Here is a 17425-nt window from a genome sequence, read left to right as displayed (position 1 = left end):
CTCAGCCTTTCGCCGTGCGCTTGGTCTTCTTCGGATCGTCGAACGGAAGCGGCTCGGCGGTTGCGCTGATGGCGCCGCTCTTGTTGCGGATCTCGAGCCTGGTGCCTTGTACCGCGCAGTCGACGTCGAGCCGGGCGATGCCCATCGATTTTTTGACCAGCGGCGAATACATGGCGCAGGTCACCACGCCGACTTTTTTGCCGTCGCGATAGACTGGCGCGCCCTCGTCGGCCGGCTCCTTGCCTTCGAGCAGCACGCCGAAGATCTTGAAGCGCTCCTTGCCCTTGAGGCGATAATGCTCCTCGGCGCCGCGAAAGCCTGTCTTGCCGGGGCTGACGGTGAAATCGAGGCCGAGCTCCCACAGCGTGTCGCCGGGGCCTTCGTTCTCGAACGGGTATTTCTGCGAATTGTCGTAGGGGTAAAACAGCAGGTAGCTCTCGACGCGCAGCATGTCGAGCGTGGTGAAGCGGCACGGGATGATGCCGGCGCTCTTGCCCTCGTCGAGGATCCTGTCCCAGATCGTGCCGGCGTCCTGGCCACGGCAGAAGATCTCGTAGCCGCGCTCGCCGGTGTAGCCAGTGCGCGAGATCATCACCGGCAAGCCGAACAGCTGCGTCTGCATGTGATGGAAATAGTTGAGGTCGCGAATGCCCGGCACATGCTTTGCCAGATAGTCGACGGCGGTCGGGCCTTGCAGCGAAAGGTCGTGCAGATTGTCATCGAAGCGCAGCGACACGTCACGACCGACCGAAGCGCGCTGCAGCTCTTCATGGCCGGTGCCCGAGCCATGCACCACCATCCAGGAATTCGGGCCGGTGCGGTAGAGGATGCAGTCGTCGGTGAACTTGCCGGCCTCGTTCAGCATGCAGGCATAGGCCGACTTGCCGGGATAGATCTTTTCGACGTCGCGCGTCGTCGCCAGGTCGATCAGGTGCGAGGCGTGCGGCCCGGTGATGTGGACCTTCTTCAAGCCGGACACGTCCATCAGGCCGGCCTTGGTGCGGATGGCGATATACTCTTCGTCGGCTCCCTTGTCGTAGGTCCACGCGGTGCCCATGCCGCTCCAGTCTTCGAGCTTCGAGCCGAGCGCGCGATGGCGGTCCGCAAGGGCCGAAAATCTCCAGGATGCCGTCATCCGCTGGTCCTCCGTTCGAAAAAACTTCTTGCTTTCCCCTGCTCCCTGGCGGGAGCGTTGCCCGAATATTGATCGCAAACGCCGAGAGCCTGCAATACCCGCAAGCAAATAATTTCATTGTCAGGCAAAATCCGGCTGGTCAAACAAACAGTTAACGTTGCGTAAAATCGTCTTGACAATTGCGGAGTTCGGCTTGAAGTTATGAAAAAAATTTCACTCTCTTGAAAGAGAGCGATGGAGGGGAACCGATGTCCGACATGCAGCAGCGCATTGAAGCCCTGTACCGTTCCGACCTTCGTGGATCGGTGCTCCTGATCGTCTGTCTGTGGGCGACGATCCTCTTCGTCCTCTTCATGACATGGCCGTACATCCCCGACGCAGGCATCAAGCTAGTCGTCGCGGTCGCTGCCGCCGCGGTGCTGATCTTCAACACGGCCGCCATCCTGGCGATGGTCAACCACTACAAGGAAGACAAGGACTTCATCTACGGCCTCGACATCAAGAATGCCGACGCTTACCGCAACCGCAAGTCCTGAGGGGGAGACGCATGGCCCGCTACACACCGCCGGAACAGAGCAAAGCCGGCCAGGTTTTCGATATCGCCGTCGTCGTGGTCGCGATTTTCGTCGCGCTGTGGCTGCCGCTCAAGCTGGGCCTCGCAGGGGCGGCAAAATCCATCGATGCGCTCGACGCCAAGACGTGGGAAGCGCTTGGACAGAACCCGACCATGGCCTCGATCTGGGAAAAGCTCGGCTACACGCCGGAAACCGCGCATGACATCATCCAGAACCGCTTCCACTACATCATCGACTGGCCGACGCTGATCATCATGGCCGCGGTGCTGATCGGCTATTTCATCTTCCTGTTCCGCGCATCCGACCGTGAATACTGCGACGTCATCAACGAAAAATTCGACGACAAATAAATCGGGGAAGCATCGTCATGTGGGTGGCACTCTCTTACGCATGCTGGGGCATCTCGATCGTGCTCGCGCTGTGGATGCTCTACGACTGGTTCAAGATCGACACGACCTATTCCGAAGAGATGCTGACCTCGTCCAGGGAAGGCGAACTTGAAGCTGTGTCCGAAAAACACCGGATCTGAGTGGGGATTGAACGATGACGGTCACACTTGAACCGGCAGTGCATGGCGACAGGGTCTCGCTGCTCAGGGTGCTTGGCCCGGCCCATGTCTGGGCGCTCGGCGTCGGCATCGTTCTGGTCGGCGAATTCACCGGCTGGAACTTCTCCGCCGACAAGGGCGGCGCGCTCGCCGCACTGGTGGTCTGCTGGATCGTCGGCCTGCTCTACACCTCCGTCGCCATGATCGATTCCGAGGTCACCTCAACGGTCGCCGCCGCCGGCGGCCAATATGCGCAGGCCAAGCACATCGTCGGGCCGTTGATGGCCTTCAACGTCGCGCTCTTCCTGGTCTTTGCCTATACCATGCTCGAAGTCTCCGACGCGATACTGCTCGGCCAAACAATCGTCGCCAAGGCCGGCGTCGAAGGGATGAGCTACAACTCCTTCATCGCCGCCACCATCGTCGTGCTGGCATGGCTCAACTATCGCGGCGTTCTGATGACGCTCAACGTCAATTTCGTCATCACCGCCATTGCCTATGTCTCCATCGTCATCCTGTTCTTTTCGGTCAGCCCGTGGACGCAAGGCGCCGTGCTCAAGCTGAACGAGCTGGTCACCCCCGGCAATGCGCTGCCCTATGGCTGGATCGGCGTCATCGCCGCCTTCCAGTTCGGCATCTGGTACTATCTCGGCATCGAGGGCACCACGCAGGCCGCCGAGGAAGTGCGCTCGCCGGCGCGCTCGCTGCCCTATGGCACGATGGCCGGCATGATCACGCTTTTGATCGCCGCCGCCATGACCTGGTATGTCTGCGCCTCGCTGATGCCATGGGAATATCTCGGCGTCACCCCGTACCCGCTCTGGGACGCGGGAAAGCTGACCGGCAGCCCGCTGCTCGAGAACCTGTTGTTTATCGCGACGCTGCTTGCGGCACTTGCTTCCGCCAATGGCTGCATCAACGACGCCGCGCGCGCCTGGTTCTCGCTCGGCCGCGACCGCTATTTGCCGACCTGGTTCTCGGCGGTGCATCCGAAATACCGCACGCCCTATCGCTCGATCCTGTTCCTGCTGCCGATCGCGCTTGCCTTCGCCTTCATCGCCGACCTCAACCAGGCGATCACCTTCTCCATCCTGTCGGGCGTGCTGCAATACACTTTCATGAGCATCAACATCATCATGTTCAGGAAGAAGTGGCCGCTCGGCTCGATCCGCCGCGGCTACACCCATCCCTTCCATCCGCTGCCGGCGATCGTGCTGTTCTGCCTTTGCGTGGTCACCTTCTTTGCGATCTTCCTCGGCTTCGGCTCGCAGCTGATCGCCATGGTCGCCTTCTACTTCCTGATCTCGCTGTGGTTCCACTTCTACCGCTACAGATTCGTGCGCCGCGGTGCCCAGTTCACCATGCCGTGGCCGAAACCGCAGGGGTACTGACAGGAGTAGGCTCATCCCAGAACGCAGGGCAATCGCACATGGGCAAGCGCCCCCTCACCCGGACTGCCAACCGAATTGCGAAGGGCAATTCGGGGCAATCCGACCTCTCCCCGGGGGGAGAGGGGTCGCCAGCGTTGACGCCAGCCTCTTCTCCCCAGCGGGGAGAAGGTGGCCGCGAAGCGGCCGGATGAGGGGGACTCGATACGCCTGCTCCAAAACGGGGCGGGCCTGCGCATGACGAGATATCTGAAATGATCTCAGCATTGCTCGCCGGGGCGGTTGCCCTGGCTCTCGTCCTCCATTTCGCCTGGCTTGCGCGGGCCAACCGCACCAAGGCCTTGGCCGCACTTGCCGCCGACGAAGCCGGTGTCAGTGCTGTCATCCCCGACGTGGCCAACATCTCGGACGGCACCGCCGGCGTCGTCACCTTCGTCGGCTCGTGGAACGGCCGGCGGGTGCAGGTGCGGACCATCGTCGACACGCTGGCGATAAGGAAGCTGCCGGCGCGCTGGCTGAGCGTTTCGATCACCGAAAAGGTCGCGGTGCCAGGCACTTTCGACATGATGATACGGCCAGGATCGCCGACGACTTTTTCCAATTTCGATCATCTCGACCATACACTGCCGAAGGCGGCGGGATTTCCAGCCGAAGCAGTGCTGCGGAGCGACCGCAAGGGCGTGCGCTTCCCTGACGCCATTATCGCCGACCACCTCGATGTCTTTGTCGAGGGGCGCGCCAAGGAATTGCTGATCACGCCGAACGGCGTGCGCATCGTCTGGCTGCTGGCCGAGGCCGAGCGGGCGCGCTATGGCGTGTTCCGGCAAGCCGAATTCGGCACGGTCAGGCTCGATCCGGCGCTGGTCGAGAGGCTGCTGTCGTCGGCGTCGGCACTGCGCGATGCCATCAATCAAAGCGAACGGCAAGCGGCATGAGCAGCCAGAGCACCACCTCCCCCGCGCCACCGAACCCGTATCTGGTTCTCGGCGCCGCGATCGTCTTGCCGGCGAGCGGGCATGTCGTGCTAGGCGTGCCGGTGCGCGGCCTGCAGTTCCTGTTTTTCATGGTGATCCTGGCCTGGGTCACCGCCAAGATCGCGCCGCCGGATGCCAGCTTCATCGGCCGGCATGCCGGCGGCTTCCTGATCTATGCCCTGTCGATCCTGGATGCCTACAAGATCGCCCGCGTCCGCCATGCCAAATGGGTTCACAATGGCGGCAAGCGCAGCGATAGTGCGGCCGGCAGCGCCTGAGCCGATATATAACGACAGGAAAATTTTTTTCATACTAATTGAATTCCCGGGACTCATTCGATACATCTCCAAGGGAACAAATCTCGGAGCCTGACATGTGCGGAATCGTCGGACTGTTTTTGAAGGACAAGTCGCTTGAGCCCCAGCTTGGCGCGATGCTGTCGGAGATGCTGATCTCGCTCAGCGATCGCGGTCCCGACAGCGCCGGCATCGCCATCTATGGCGCGTCTTCCAATGAAGCCAAGATCACCATCCAGTCGGCCAAGCCGGAGCGCGATTTCCGCGGCCTCGACGCCGACCTCGCCAAGGCGATCGGCGCGCCGGTGAGCTTGGCTGCGAAGTCGACGCATGCGGTGGTCAGGACGACGCCTGCCAAGATCGACGAAGCGCGCGAGGCGATCCAGGCGCTGCGCCCCGACATCCGCATCATGGGCGCCGGCGACGTCGTCGAGATCTACAAGGAAGTCGGCTTGCCGGAAGCGGTCGTCGATCGGTTCGGCGTCCGCGAGATGACCGGCACGCACGGCATCGGCCATACCCGCATGGCGACCGAATCGGCGGTGACGACGATGGGCGCGCATCCGTTCTCGACCGGCGCCGACCAGTGCCTGGTGCATAATGGCTCGCTGTCCAACCACAACAATGTCCGCCGCGAGCTGATCCGCGAAGGCATGACATTCGAGACCGAGAACGACACCGAAGTCGCGGCCGCCTATCTCTCCTCGCAGATGGCGCATGGCAAGAACCTCGGCGAGGCGCTGGAAGGCACGCTGAGCGACCTCGACGGCTTCTTCACCTTCGTCGTCGGCACCAAGAACGGCTTCGGCGTGGTGCGCGATCCGATCGCCTGCAAGCCCGCCGTGATGGCCGAAACCGACCAGTATGTCGCCTTCGGCTCGGAATATCGTGCGCTGACCAAACTGCCCGGCATAGACAATGCGAAGGTCTGGGAACCCGAGCCCGCAACCGTCTATTTCTGGGAGCATTGATCTTATGCCGGCAATTAACCTCTCCAAGGCCGCGCGCGAGCCGGGCCAGGCATCGAGGGTCTTCGACCTGGCCGAAATGTCGCTGCGCGAGCTCAACCAGGCGCTGCACGATCTGGCTCCCGGTTCGAACGAGACCGCCTGGGAGGTACTGCATCCGCGCGGCAGCCATTCGGTCGCCGTCGGCGTCGACCAGCCGGTCGCCATCGATGTCCGCGGCAGCGTCGGCTATTATTGCGGCGGCATGAACGACGGCGGCACCATCACCGTGCATGGTTCGGCCGGGCCCGGCGTTGGCGAAAACATGATGTCCGGCCAGATCGTCGTCAAAGGCGATGCCAGCCAGTATGCCGGCGCCACCGGTCGGGGCGGGCTGCTGGTCATCGAAGGCAATGCGTCGTCGCGCTGCGGAATCTCGATGAAAGGCATCGACATCGTCGTCCACGGCAATATCGGCCACATGTCGGCCTTCATGGCGCAATCCGGCAACCTCGTGGTGCTGGGCGATGCCGGCGATGCGCTCGGCGATTCGATCTACGAGGCGCGGCTCTTCGTGCGCGGCAAGGTCGAAAGCCTCGGCGCCGACTGCATCGCCAAGGAGATGCGGCCCGAACACCTGGAATTGCTGCAAAACCTGCTCGACCGTGCCGGCGTGACCGGCGTCAAGGCGGCGGAGTTCAAGCGCTACGGTTCGGCGCGCACGCTTTACAATTTCAATATCGACAACGCCGATGCGTATTGAGGCAGCATGACCTATCGCAACCCGCCGACGACGCCGCGCAAATCCGCGACCTTCGACGACTATACGCTTTCCGAGATCCGCCGCGCCGCGGCGACCGGCATCTATGATATCAGGGGCGCCGGCGCCAAGCGCAAGCTTCCGCATTTCGACGACCTTCTGTTCCTCGGCGCTTCGATCTCGCGCTATCCGCTCGAAGGCTATCGCGAGCGCTGCGACACCAGCGTCGTGCTCGGTTCGCGCTATGCGAAGAAACCGATCGAGCTGAAGATCCCGATCACCATTGCTGGCATGAGCTTCGGCTCGCTGTCCGGTCCGGCCAAGGAAGCGCTCGGCCGCGGCGCGACGCTGTCCGGCACCTCGACCACCACCGGCGACGGCGGCATGACCGAGGAAGAGCGCGGCCATTCGAAGACGCTGGTTTACCAGTACCTGCCGTCGCGCTACGGCATGAACCCGCGCGATCTGCGCCGCGCCGATGCGATCGAGGTGGTCGTCGGCCAGGGCGCCAAGCCCGGGGGCGGCGGCATGCTGCTCGGCCAGAAGATTTCCGACCGCGTTGCCGAAATGCGCACGCTGCCGAAAGGCATCGACCAGCGCTCGGCCTCGCGCCACCCCGACTGGACCGGGCCGGACGACCTCGAGATCAAGATCCTCGAACTGCGCGAAATCACCGATTGGGAAAAGCCGATCTACGTCAAGGTCGGCGGCGCGCGGCCCTATTATGATACCGCGCTTGCCGTGAAATCGGGCGCCGATGTCGTCGTCGTCGACGGCATGCAGGGCGGCACGGCGGCAACCCAGGAGGTGTTCATCGAAAATGTCGGCCAGCCGACGCTTGCCTGCATCAGGCCGGCTGTGCAGGCGCTGCAGGATCTCGGCATGCACCGCAAGGTGCAGCTGATCGTCTCCGGCGGCATACGCAACGGCGCCGACGTCGCCAAGGCGCTGGCGCTCGGCGTCGACGCGGTGTCGATCGGCACGGCAGCGCTTGTCGCGCTCGGCGACAATGACCCGCGCTGGGAAGCGGAATACAACGAGCTCGGCACCACCGCCGGCGCCTATGACGACTGGCATGAGGGACGCGACCCGGCCGGCATCACCACGCAGGATCCCGAGCTAATGAAACGGGTCGATCCGATTGCGGCCGGACGACGGCTGGCGAACTATCTTAAGGTAATGACACTTGAGGCTCAGACAATCGCCCGCGCCTGCGGCAAGAACAGCCTGCACAATCTCGAGCCCGAGGATCTTGTCGCCTTGACGATCGAAGCCGCCGCCATGGCCGGCGTGCCGCTGACCGGCACCAACTGGATACCGGGCAAGAACGGCTTCTAAGACAAACCAAAATGCCAGTAAGCGAGGAATTATAATGGGGAACGATCTCGCCGCCTTCGCCAAGGAGAAGGGCGTCAAATATTTCATGATATCCTACACCGACCTGTTCGGCGGGCAGCGTGCGAAGCTGGTGCCGGCGCAGGCGATCGCCGACATGCAGCGGGACGGCGCCGGCTTTGCCGGCTTTGCTACCTGGCTCGACCTGACGCCGGCGCATCCCGACATGCTGGCCGTGCCGGATCCGGATTCGGTGATCCAGTTGCCGTGGAAGCCCGAAGTCGCCTGGGTCGCCGCCAACTGCATGATGGACGACAAATCGGTCGAGCAGGCGCCACGCAACACGCTGAAGCGGCTGATCGCCGAGGCCGCCGGCGACGGCATGCACATCAAGACCGGCGTCGAGGCCGAGTTCTTCCTGATCTCGCCGGACGGCAAGACGATTTCCGACGAATACGATACGGCGTCGAAGCCCTGCTACGACCAGCAGGCGGTGATGCGCCGCTACGACGTCATCGCCGAGATCTGCGACCATATGCTGGCGCTCGGCTGGGGCGCCTACCAGAACGACCATGAGGACGCCAACGGCCAGTTCGAGATGAACTGGGCCTTCGACGATGCTCTGGCGACCGCCGACAAGCATTCCTTCTTCAAATTCATGGTGAAATCCGTTGCGGAAAAGCACGGCCTGCGCGCGACCTTCATGCCGAAGCCGTTCCAGGGCCTGACCGGCAATGGCTGCCATGCCCACATCTCGGTTTGGGACAGGGACGGCAAGACCAATGTCTTTGCCGATAATGCGATGGAACTCGGCCTGTCGGCCAAGGGCAGGAATTTCCTCGGCGGCATCATGAAACATGCTTCCGCGCTTGCCGCCATCACCAACCCGACGGTCAATTCCTACAAGCGCATCAACGCACCGCGCACCATCTCCGGCGCCACCTGGGCGCCGAACACCGTGACCTGGACCGGCAACAACCGCACCCACATGGTGCGCGTGCCCGGCCCCGGCCGCTTCGAGCTGCGCCTGCCCGACGGCGCGGCAAACCCCTATCTGCTGCAGGCCGTGATCATCGCCGCCGGGCTCGACGGTGTCCGCTCGAAGGCCGATCCCGGCCGGCGCTACGACATCGACATGTACCAGTTCGGCCATACGGTCGAAGGGGCGCCGAAGCTGCCGCTCAACCTGCTCGACGCATTGCGCGAGTTCGACAACGACAAATCGCTCAAGGCGGCGCTGGGTGAGGAATTCTCGTCGGCCTATCTAAAGCTCAAGCAACAGGAATGGAATTCCTATGCTTCCCACTTCACCCAGTGGGAGCGCGACCACACGCTCGACATCTGATCCGGAATTGTTGCACGCCCGGCGCGAAACAGGTTCATGAAATACTCGATCTTCTCCCTCGCCCGGGCGGCATTTTCCGGCCACAAGAACTGGCAGCGCACCTGGCGCGACGCCAGCCCGAAGAGCCACTACGACGTGGTGATCATCGGCGGCGGCGGCCATGGACTGGCGACGGCATGGTTCCTCGCCAGCGAGTACGGCATCAGGAATGTCGCGGTGCTGGAAAAAGGCTGGATCGGCTCCGGCAATGCCGGCCGCAACACCACCATCATCCGCTCCAATTACGGGCTGCCCGGCAATACCGGCTTCTACGAGCTTTCGATGAAGCTGTGGGAACGTATGGAGCAGGACCTCAACTACAACACCATGGTCAGCCAGCGCGGCGTCATCAATCTCTACCATTCCGACGCGCAGCGCGACGCCTACGCACGGCGCGGCAACACCATGCGCATCAACGGCATCGATGCCGAACTGCTCGATCTGGCGGCGGTCAGGAAGATGATGCCGTTCCTGAACTTCGACAATGCGCGCTTTCCGGTGCAGGGCGGGCTTTTGCAGCGACGCGGCGGCACGGCACGCCACGACGCCGTGGTCTGGGGCTATGCGCATGCGGCGAGCGCGCTCGGCGTCGACATCATCCAGAATTGCGAGGTGACCGGCTTTATCCGCGACGGCAGCGGCAAGGTGACCGGCGTCGAGACGAGCCGCGGCAGGATCGGCGCGGCCAAGGTCGGCATGGCGGTCGCCGGCTCCTCGTCGCGCGTCGCGGCGATGGCCGGCATGCGGCTGCCGATCGAAAGCCATGTGCTGCAGGCCTTCGTCTCCGAGGCGATCAAGCCGCTGATCCCCAATGTCATGACGTTCGGCGCCGGGCATTTCTACGTCAGCCAGTCCGACAAGGGCGGCCTGGTCTTCGGCGGCGATATAGACGGCTACAATTCCTACGCCCAGCGCGGCAATCTGCCTGTCATGGAAGACGTCTGCGAAGGCGGCATGGCGCTGATGCCGATGATCGGCCGGATACGGCTTCTGCGTCAGTGGGGCGGCATCATGGACATGTCGATGGACGGCTCGCCGATCATCGACAAAACACCGGTCGACGGGCTCTATCTCAACGCCGGCTGGTGCTATGGCGGCTTCAAGGCGACGCCCGGCTCCGGCCTGGTCTTTGCCCATCTGCTGGCGCGCGACGAGCCGCACAAGGAGGCTACTCGCTTTCGTCTCGACCGCTTCCGGCGAGGTGCGATGATCGACGAAAAGGGCCAGGGCGCCCAACCGAACCTGCATTGAAGGCTGGCTGAAGAAGCATGCGCATTGTCTGTCCCTTCTGCGGCGAACGCGAACTCGGCGAGTTCACCTATCTGGGCGACGCCAAGCCGACGCGTCCGGCGGCCGGCGCCTCCGAAGACGAGGTCTTCGACTATGTCTATCTGCGCGACAATGTCGCCGGGCCGATGAGCGAATACTGGTATCATAGCGGCGGCTGCCGGGCCTGGCTGAAGGTCGCCCGCAACACGCTGACGCACGAGATTTCGTCGGTCGAGCCGGCTGCGGGCGTTGGTGCCGCCAAGGTGAGCGCCTGATGGTTGGCCCTGCGCAGACACACCGGCTGGAGAGCGGCGGTCTCATCGATCGCGCCGCGCCACTGAGCTTCCGCTTCGACGGCAAGAGCTTTGCCGGCTTCCAAGGCGACACGCTGGCCTCGGCGCTGATCGCCAATGGCGTCAAGCTGGTCGGCCGCTCGTTCAAATACCATCGCCCGCGCGGCATCCTGACCGCCGGGTCGGAGGAGCCCAACGCGCTGGTCGAACTGCGCAGCGGAGCGCGGCGCGAGCCCAACACCAAGGCGACCACGGCCGAGCTTTATGACGGGCTCGAGGCCGCCAGCCAGAACCGCTGGCCGTCGCTGCGCCACGATCTGATGGCGGTCAACCAGCTGTTTGCGCCGATCTTCGTCGCCGGCTTCTACTACAAGACCTTCATGTGGCCGGCGAAATTCTGGGAAGCGGTCTACGAACCGGCGATCCGCCGCGCCGCCGGCCTCGGCCGCGCCGCCGGCGTCGCCGATCCCGACCATTACGACAAGGCGTGGGCGCATTGCGACGTGCTGATCGCCGGCTCCGGCCCGGCCGGGCTTGCGGCGGCATTGGCGGCCGGGCGCAGCGGCGCCCGTGTCATCCTGTGCGAGGAAGATTTTGCGTTCGGCGGCCGTCTGCTTGCCGACGGCGGCACCATCGACAGCCTGCCGGCGGCCGAATGGATTTCGCGCACGCTGGCCGAACTCGCAGCACTCCCCGATGTCCGCATCATGAACCGCACGACATTGTTCGGCGTCTATGATGGCGGCACCTATGGCGCGATCGAGCGGGTCAATGACCACCTGCCCTCCCCGCCAGAGCACCAAGTGCGCCAAAGGCTATGGCGGATCGTGGCTAGGCGCTGCGTCGTTGCCGCCGGCGCCATCGAGCGGCCGATCGTGTTTGCCGGCAACGACACGCCCGGCGTGATGATGGCTTCGGCGATGCGGACCTATGTCGCGCGCTACGCGGCGGCGCCGGCAAAGAGGATCGCGCTGTTCACCAACAATGCGGATGGCTGGCGCACGGTCGAGACCGCGCTCGCCGCCGGATTGCAGATCGCGGCGGTCGTCGATGAGCGCCCGGACGTCTCCGCCGCGCATCGCGCGCTCGCCGCCACGGCCGGCTTTCCGGTGCTGAGCGGCTCGGTCAGCGGGGTCGAAGGCGGCAAGGACGGCGTGCGGAAAATCGCGATCTCGCTGACCGGCGGCGCACGTGCGAAAGTCGAAGCCGACGGGCTTGCCGTCTCCGGCGGCTGGAATCCGGCGGTCGGGCTGACCTCCTACCATCGCGGCCGGCCGAAATGGCAGGACGACATCGCAGCCTTCGTCCCGGACGGTGCGCCTCCGGGCATGATGGCCGCAGGCGCCGCCAACGGCGCCTTCGGGTTGGGCGACTGCCTGCGCCAGGGCTTTGCCGCAGGAGCGGCGGCAGCACAGAGGGCCGGGCGCAGCGGCAATGCCGGCACATCGCCGGTTGCCGACGATGAGGCGTTTTCGCTGACGTCGCTCTGGCATGTCGCCGGCAAAGGGAAAGCCTTTGTCGACTACCAGCACGATGTCACGGCGTCCGACATCGAACTGGCGCAGCGCGAGGGTTTCGAATCGGTCGAGCATCTGAAGCGCTATACGACGCTCGGCATGGCCACCGACCAGGGCAAGACCTCGAACGTCGCCGGCCTCGCCATCATGGCTACGTTGTCAGGCAAATCCATTCCCGAGACCGGCACGACGATCTACCGCCCGCCCTATGTGCCGGTCGCTATCGGCGCCTTCGCCGGCCATCATCGCGACGAGAACTTCCATGCGACGAGGCTGACGCCGTCGCATCACTGGGCAGCCGAACAGGGCGCGGTGTTCGTCGACACCGGCCTGTGGAAGCGCGCGCAATGGTATCCGCGCGCCGGCGAAAAGGACTGGCTGGAATCGGTGACGCGCGAGGTCAAGGCGGTGCGCTCCGGCGTCGGCTTCTGCGACGTCTCGACGCTCGGCAAGATCGACGTGCACGGCCCGGACGCCGGCGCTTTCCTCGACCGCGTCTACATCAACACCTTCTCCAGTCTTGCCGTGGGAAAAGCCCGCTACGGGCTGATGCTGCGCGAGGACGGCATCGTCTATGACGACGGCACCACCTCGCGGCTGGCCGAGGACCATTATTTCCTGACCACCACCACCGCCAAGGCCGGGCTGGTGATGCAGCATCTCGAATTCTGCCGGCAGGTGCTATTTCCTGAGCTCGACGTCCAGCTCACCTCCGTCTCTGACCAGTGGGCGCAATTCTCGATCGCTGGACCTAGGACCCGGGACCTGCTCCGGGAAATCGTCGATCCGGCCGAGGATCTGTCGAATGAAGGTTTTCCGTTCATGGGGGCGCGCGAGGTATCGCTTCGCGGCGGCACCAGGGCACGGCTGTTCCGCATCTCGTTCTCCGGTGAGATGGCGTTCGAGATTTCGGTTCCCGCCCGTTACGGCGACGCGCTGGTGCGCAATTTGATGCTGGCCGGGAAGCCATTCGGCGTTACGCCCTACGGCACCGAGGCGCTCGGCGTCATGCGCATCGAAAAGGGCCATGTCGCCGGGCCGGAGCTGAACGGCACGACGACGGCCGCCGACCTAGGCCTCGGCAAGATGATGTCGACCAAGAAGGATTTTATCGGCCGCGTCATGGCCGGGCGCGAGGCGCTGGTCGCCCCGGACCGGCAGGTCGTGGTCGGCATCAAGCCGACGGATAAGGCAAGCCGCCTGCGTTCCGGCGCGCATATCATTCCGAAGGACAAGACACCCGGTCCCGACAACGACCAGGGCTACGTCACCTCGGTCTGCTTCTCGCCGACGCTCGACCAGTGGATCGGGCTTGGCCTGGTCGAATGCGGCCGCGAGCGCATCGGCGAGATCGTCCATACGCATGACCCGCTGCGCGGCGAAGACTACGATGTCGAGCTGTGCAGCCCGGTCTTCTACGATCCGGATGGAGGGCGCCAGCGTGGCTGAGTTTTCCTGGATTGCCCGCAGTCCGCTGGAGCACGCGCTCGTCGTCGGCGCCCATGGCGCGCGCGGCACCGAGGCCGGCGTTTGGCTGACGGAAATCCGCAATTTCGACCTGATCCAGGTGATGGCGCGGCGCGGCAAAACGGCGGAGCTGGCAAAAGCTGCCCAGGCCCGTTTCGGCGTTGCCGCACCGGAAACGCCCAAGGCGGTCCGAGTTCCCGACGCTACGCTGATCTGGTCGGGACCGGATCAGTTCCTCGTCCTGTCCAATGCCGGCAAGCACGCGATCGAACCGCTGAGCCAGGCGTTCTCGCAATCCGCCTCGCTATCGGACCAGTCGCATGCGCGCGTCCTGATCAGCGTTTCGGGAGAAAAAGCGCGCTCGATGCTGGCCAAATTGTCTTCACTAGACCTGCACCCGGCGGCATTTCCGGTCGGCACCGCCGCCGCAACATCGGTCGATCACACCAGCATCAATCTCTGGCGCGGCAATGACTGGCCGGATGGACAGGCGGTGTTCAATCTCCTGGTGTTCGCGACGTTTGCCGGGAGCCTGTGGCACACGATGCTCGATGCCGCCGCGGAGTATGGCGTCGATATCCGGCATTCCGAGGAATTGGCATAGCCTTGGCGCGTCTTCCCTTCTCCCCTTGTGGGGTCCGAAGGACGGGACGAGACCCGTGGCTCGCCCCAGGGCGGTGGATCGGCGCGCAGCGCCGAGACGGATGAGGGGTGTTCCAGCGGAGTGAGAGGCTGGCGTTCCCTGGAACACCCCTCATCCGTCGCCTTCGGCGACACCTTCTCCCCAAGGGGAGAAGGGGGAGCTTGTGCCACCTTCACCTTGCCAACTCCGGCTCTTCTGCCCTATTCTTCCCGCTAAAATAATTTCACGCACAGGCAAACTTGTTTCTCGAAACCAGGGTTGAGATGAGCCAGTCGCCCTACCCCGTAATCGCCGCCGGACCGCCCCGGCCGAGTCTGATCCTGCGGCCAGGCCAGATCGCGCTGCCGGCCGGGATGGAGCGCTATTCGGTTCAGGGCAATGGCGCGGTGCTGATCGAGGTCGAGGCCGGCGACAGCATCACTGTGCGCAATATCGAGGGCGGGCAGGCCTGCGAGCTGCTGGTATGGGACAGCACCGGCGTAACCGATCCCGGTATTCTCGGCGAAAAATCGAACAGCAATGCCGCCGGCATTAAGGCGCTGCTGGCCGATAGCGACGATAGCCTCGCTTCCTTGCGCCGAGGCCTCGAACGTCGCCAGGTACAGCTAGATCAGGCAAAGGCGGTCCGCGTCTTCGGCGGCTCCACCCCTGCCGGCACCGAACAGAGCTTTGCGATCGCCCGCGACGGCTCGATGCTCGTCGCTGCACCCGGCGGTCCGATGCTGGTCGACGGCCACGATACCGCAACGCCGCTCAGCGTCATCCTGCGCCGCGCCACGATCCGTCCAGCTGCGAAGTCGCGGCTTGCCGACCCGCTGGCCGATCCGGTGCTCGATCTGCGCGTCCATTCGGCGACGGCGGAAGCCTATTTCGTCAAAGCCGGCGACTATCTGCAGATCATCGATGTCGACGGGCGCCAATGCACCGACTTCCAGTGCTTTTCGGCGCGCAAGCTGGACAAGGGCCGCGATCATCCGCTCGACGTGACGACGACGCGCACGCTGATGGGTTCGAGCTATCCGATGCCCGGGCTGCACTCGAAATATTATGACCAGGACATGGAGCCGCTGGTCGAGGTTATCCAGGACACTTGCGGCCGCCACGATGCATTCGCGCTCGCCTGCGCTGCCAAATATTACGACGACATCGGCTATCCCGGCCATCCCAACTGCTCGGAGAATTTCAACCGCGCGCTGGCCGACAAGGGCGTGACGCCCCGCGCCGGCTGGATGGCGATCAACTTCTTCTTCAACACGGCCATCGACGCGTATGGCGTCGTGGTTTCCGACGAGCCGTGGTCGCGGCCGGGCGACTATGTGCTGCTGCGGGCGCTGACCGACATCGTCTGCGTCTCGTCCGCCTGCCCCGACGATACGACGCCGGCCAATGGCTGGAACCCGACCGACATCCATGTGCGGACCTATTCCGGCCAGCACAAATTCTCGCGAGCGATCGCCAGACGCATGACGCCCGATTCGGAACCGAAAATGACCCGCGAGACCGCCTTTCATTCGAGCTTTGCCAAGCACACCCGCAACTTCGTCGAGTACAAGGGTTATTGGCTGGCCAATTCCTTCGCCAAGCAAGGCCCGATCGGCGAATACTGGGCCTGCCGGCAGGATGCAGTGATCATGGACCTGTCGCCGCTGCGCAAGTTCGAGATCACCGGCCCGGATTCGGAAGCGCTGCTGCAATACACGCTGACCCGCGACATCAGGAAGCTCGGCGTCGGCCAGGTCGTCTATTCCGCCATGTGCTACGAGCATGGCGGCATGATCGACGACGGCACGCTGCTTCGGCTCGGCAAGGATAATTTCCGCTGGGTTGGCGGCGACGATCTATCCGGCGAATGGCTGCGCGAAACGGCGACGAAACTCGGCCTTACCGTGCTGGTGCGTTCATCGACCGACCAGATGCACAATGTCGCCGTGCAGGGACCGAAAAGCCGCGACATTCTCAGGCAGATCATCTGGACCTCGCCGCTGCAGCCGTCGATCGACGAGCTCGAGTGGTTCCGCTTTGCCGTCGCCCGCATCGGCGGCGGCAACGGCATTCCGGTCGTCGTTTCGCGCACCGGTTACACCGGCGAGCTCGGCTACGAGATCTGGTGCCATCCGCGCGACGCCGAAAAGGTGTTCGACGCCATCTGGGAGGCCGGCCAGCCGCACGGCCTGAAGCCGATGGGGCTGCAAGCGCTCGACATGGTGCGCATCGAGGCCGGGCTGATCTTTGCCGGCTACGAGTTCTCCGACCAGACCGACCCCTTCGAGGCCGGCATCGGCTTCACCGTGCCGCTAAAGACCAAGACCGACGATTTCATCGGCCGCGAGGCGCTGATCCGCCGCAAGGAAAACCCCCAGAAGAAGCTGGTCGGCCTCGACATCGACGCCAATGTCGCGGTCGGCCACGGCGATTGCGTGCATGTCGGCCGCGCCCAGGTCGGCGTCGTCACCTCCGGCATGCGTTCGCCGGTGCTGAACAAGAATATCGCGCTGGCCAGGCTCGACGTCGCGCATTCGGCGATTGGCACCGAGGTCGAGATCGGCAAGCTCGACGGCCACAGCAAGCGGCTGCCGGCGCGCGTCGTCGCCATTGCCCACTACGATCCGCAGAAGACCAGGCCGCGCTCCTGATCGACGCTGCCTGGTTCTTCCCTTCTCCCCTTGTGGACCTGTTGCGCAGTCATGAGCAAAAGCTTGCGGCGGCGGGGTTGCGGCGGTTGTTCGCTTTGCGGGGGATTTGACGTCTTGTTTGGGGTCAGGCGGTCGTCCGACCCTGTATGGGCGGAACTCAGGATAGTGTCCTGAAGGTTCTGCAAAAAGTTTTGGAGAGAGAACGGCGCTTGCTCTGAAGGGCGAGCGGCCATGGCACGGTGGTGACGTTGCAATCACCGAT

Annotated in this window: 16 protein-coding genes; 15 read left to right on the top strand and 1 reads right to left on the bottom strand. The window is 63.9% G+C overall.

Annotated elements, in window-relative coordinates:
• Position 1 precedes the first annotated feature (1 nt).
• A complete protein-coding gene (locus NKH37_RS29840; protein WP_352789914.1) occupies positions 2 to 1135 on the bottom strand; it encodes an aminomethyl transferase family protein in 1134 nt (377 codons plus the stop codon).
• 248 nt (positions 1136 to 1383) lie between these two features.
• On the opposite strand from NKH37_RS29840, the gene NKH37_RS29835 reads away from it, so the two are divergent.
• The 15 genes from NKH37_RS29835 to NKH37_RS29765 all read left to right on the top strand — a co-directional run bounded on the left by NKH37_RS29835 (position 1384) and on the right by NKH37_RS29765 (position 17163).
• A complete protein-coding gene (locus NKH37_RS29835; protein ID WP_023716771.1) occupies positions 1384 to 1671 on the top strand; it encodes a hypothetical protein in 288 nt (95 codons plus the stop codon).
• Between the two features lie 11 nt (positions 1672 to 1682).
• A complete protein-coding gene (locus NKH37_RS29830; protein ID WP_352857273.1) occupies positions 1683 to 2060 on the top strand; it encodes a hypothetical protein in 378 nt (125 codons plus the stop codon).
• Positions 2061 to 2077: 17 nt separating this feature from the next.
• Positions 2078 to 2239 carry a hypothetical protein gene (locus NKH37_RS29825; RefSeq protein ID WP_023673991.1) on the top strand — a complete coding sequence of 54 codons (162 nt, stop codon included), beginning with the start codon at positions 2078 to 2080 and terminating at the stop codon, positions 2237 to 2239.
• A 14-nt stretch (positions 2240 to 2253) separates the two neighbouring features.
• Entirely contained in the window at positions 2254 to 3648 is a 1395-nt protein-coding gene (locus tag NKH37_RS29820; RefSeq protein WP_352857275.1) for an APC family permease, read from the top strand.
• 242 nt (positions 3649 to 3890) lie between these two features.
• Positions 3891 to 4580, top strand: a complete 690-nt coding sequence (locus tag NKH37_RS29815) for a hypothetical protein (protein WP_352857287.1) — start codon at positions 3891 to 3893, stop codon at positions 4578 to 4580.
• Entirely contained in the window at positions 4577 to 4897 is a 321-nt protein-coding gene (locus NKH37_RS29810; protein ID WP_352484121.1) for a hypothetical protein, read from the top strand. The genes NKH37_RS29815 and NKH37_RS29810 overlap by 4 nt, the downstream gene beginning before the upstream one ends.
• A gap of 95 nt (positions 4898 to 4992) precedes the next feature.
• Positions 4993 to 5886, top strand: coding sequence for a class II glutamine amidotransferase (locus NKH37_RS29805; protein WP_023716765.1), 894 nt, complete (start codon positions 4993 to 4995; stop codon positions 5884 to 5886).
• Positions 5887 to 5890: 4 nt separating this feature from the next.
• Entirely contained in the window at positions 5891 to 6625 is a 735-nt protein-coding gene (locus NKH37_RS29800) for a GltB/FmdC/FwdC-like GXGXG domain-containing protein (RefSeq protein WP_023716764.1), read from the top strand.
• A 6-nt stretch (positions 6626 to 6631) separates the two neighbouring features.
• Positions 6632 to 7960: an FMN-binding glutamate synthase family protein gene (locus tag NKH37_RS29795; protein WP_023716763.1), complete on the top strand. Its 1329-nt coding sequence runs from the start codon at positions 6632 to 6634 to the stop codon at positions 7958 to 7960.
• A gap of 34 nt (positions 7961 to 7994) precedes the next feature.
• Positions 7995 to 9302: a type III glutamate--ammonia ligase gene (gene glnT, locus NKH37_RS29790; protein WP_352484123.1), complete on the top strand. Its 1308-nt coding sequence runs from the start codon at positions 7995 to 7997 to the stop codon at positions 9300 to 9302.
• Between the two features lie 36 nt (positions 9303 to 9338).
• The gene (locus NKH37_RS29785; RefSeq protein ID WP_352850455.1) at positions 9339 to 10592 is read left to right on the top strand and encodes a sarcosine oxidase subunit beta family protein; all 1254 of its coding nucleotides are present in this window, start codon (positions 9339 to 9341) and stop codon (positions 10590 to 10592) included.
• A gap of 17 nt (positions 10593 to 10609) precedes the next feature.
• Complete coding sequence (locus tag NKH37_RS29780) at positions 10610 to 10885, top strand: sarcosine oxidase subunit delta (protein WP_352857278.1); 276 nt, start codon at positions 10610 to 10612, stop codon at positions 10883 to 10885.
• Complete coding sequence (locus tag NKH37_RS29775; RefSeq protein ID WP_352857279.1) at positions 10885 to 13869, top strand: sarcosine oxidase subunit alpha; 2985 nt, start codon at positions 10885 to 10887, stop codon at positions 13867 to 13869. Before NKH37_RS29780 ends, NKH37_RS29775 begins: the two co-directional genes overlap by 1 nt.
• Positions 13862 to 14491, top strand: a complete 630-nt coding sequence (locus tag NKH37_RS29770; protein WP_023716758.1) for a sarcosine oxidase subunit gamma — start codon at positions 13862 to 13864, stop codon at positions 14489 to 14491. Before NKH37_RS29775 ends, NKH37_RS29770 begins: the two co-directional genes overlap by 8 nt.
• Positions 14492 to 14793: 302 nt before the next feature.
• Positions 14794 to 17163: a trimethylamine N-oxide demethylase gene (locus NKH37_RS29765; RefSeq protein WP_352482683.1), complete on the top strand. Its 2370-nt coding sequence runs from the start codon at positions 14794 to 14796 to the stop codon at positions 17161 to 17163.
• Positions 17164 to 17425 lie beyond the last annotated feature (262 nt).

The organism is Mesorhizobium sp. M1217 (assembly GCF_040318275.1).
Classification (GTDB): Bacteria; Pseudomonadota; Alphaproteobacteria; order Rhizobiales; family Rhizobiaceae; genus Mesorhizobium.
This window is presented reverse-complemented; position numbering and strand designations above follow the sequence as displayed.

Excerpts from the sequence above, each read along its gene's own strand:
- NKH37_RS29840 (WP_352789914.1), bottom strand. The coding sequence starts at position 1,135 with ATGACGGCATCCTGGAGATTTTCGGCCCTTGCGGACCGCCATCGCGCG.
- NKH37_RS29835 (WP_023716771.1), top strand. The coding sequence starts at position 1,384 with ATGTCCGACATGCAGCAGCGCATTGAAGCCCTGTACCGTTCCGACCTT.
- NKH37_RS29830 (WP_352857273.1), top strand. The coding sequence starts at position 1,683 with ATGGCCCGCTACACACCGCCGGAACAGAGCAAAGCCGGCCAGGTTTTC.
- NKH37_RS29825 (WP_023673991.1), top strand. The coding sequence starts at position 2,078 with ATGTGGGTGGCACTCTCTTACGCATGCTGGGGCATCTCGATCGTGCTC.
- NKH37_RS29820 (WP_352857275.1), top strand. The coding sequence starts at position 2,254 with ATGACGGTCACACTTGAACCGGCAGTGCATGGCGACAGGGTCTCGCTG.
- NKH37_RS29810 (WP_352484121.1), top strand. The coding sequence starts at position 4,577 with ATGAGCAGCCAGAGCACCACCTCCCCCGCGCCACCGAACCCGTATCTG.
- NKH37_RS29805 (WP_023716765.1), top strand. The coding sequence starts at position 4,993 with ATGTGCGGAATCGTCGGACTGTTTTTGAAGGACAAGTCGCTTGAGCCC.
- NKH37_RS29800 (WP_023716764.1), top strand. The coding sequence starts at position 5,891 with ATGCCGGCAATTAACCTCTCCAAGGCCGCGCGCGAGCCGGGCCAGGCA.
- NKH37_RS29795 (WP_023716763.1), top strand. The coding sequence starts at position 6,632 with ATGACCTATCGCAACCCGCCGACGACGCCGCGCAAATCCGCGACCTTC.
- glnT (WP_352484123.1), top strand. The coding sequence starts at position 7,995 with ATGGGGAACGATCTCGCCGCCTTCGCCAAGGAGAAGGGCGTCAAATAT.
- NKH37_RS29785 (WP_352850455.1), top strand. The coding sequence starts at position 9,339 with ATGAAATACTCGATCTTCTCCCTCGCCCGGGCGGCATTTTCCGGCCAC.
- NKH37_RS29780 (WP_352857278.1), top strand. The coding sequence starts at position 10,610 with ATGCGCATTGTCTGTCCCTTCTGCGGCGAACGCGAACTCGGCGAGTTC.
- NKH37_RS29775 (WP_352857279.1), top strand. The coding sequence starts at position 10,885 with ATGGTTGGCCCTGCGCAGACACACCGGCTGGAGAGCGGCGGTCTCATC.
- NKH37_RS29765 (WP_352482683.1), top strand. The coding sequence starts at position 14,794 with ATGAGCCAGTCGCCCTACCCCGTAATCGCCGCCGGACCGCCCCGGCCG.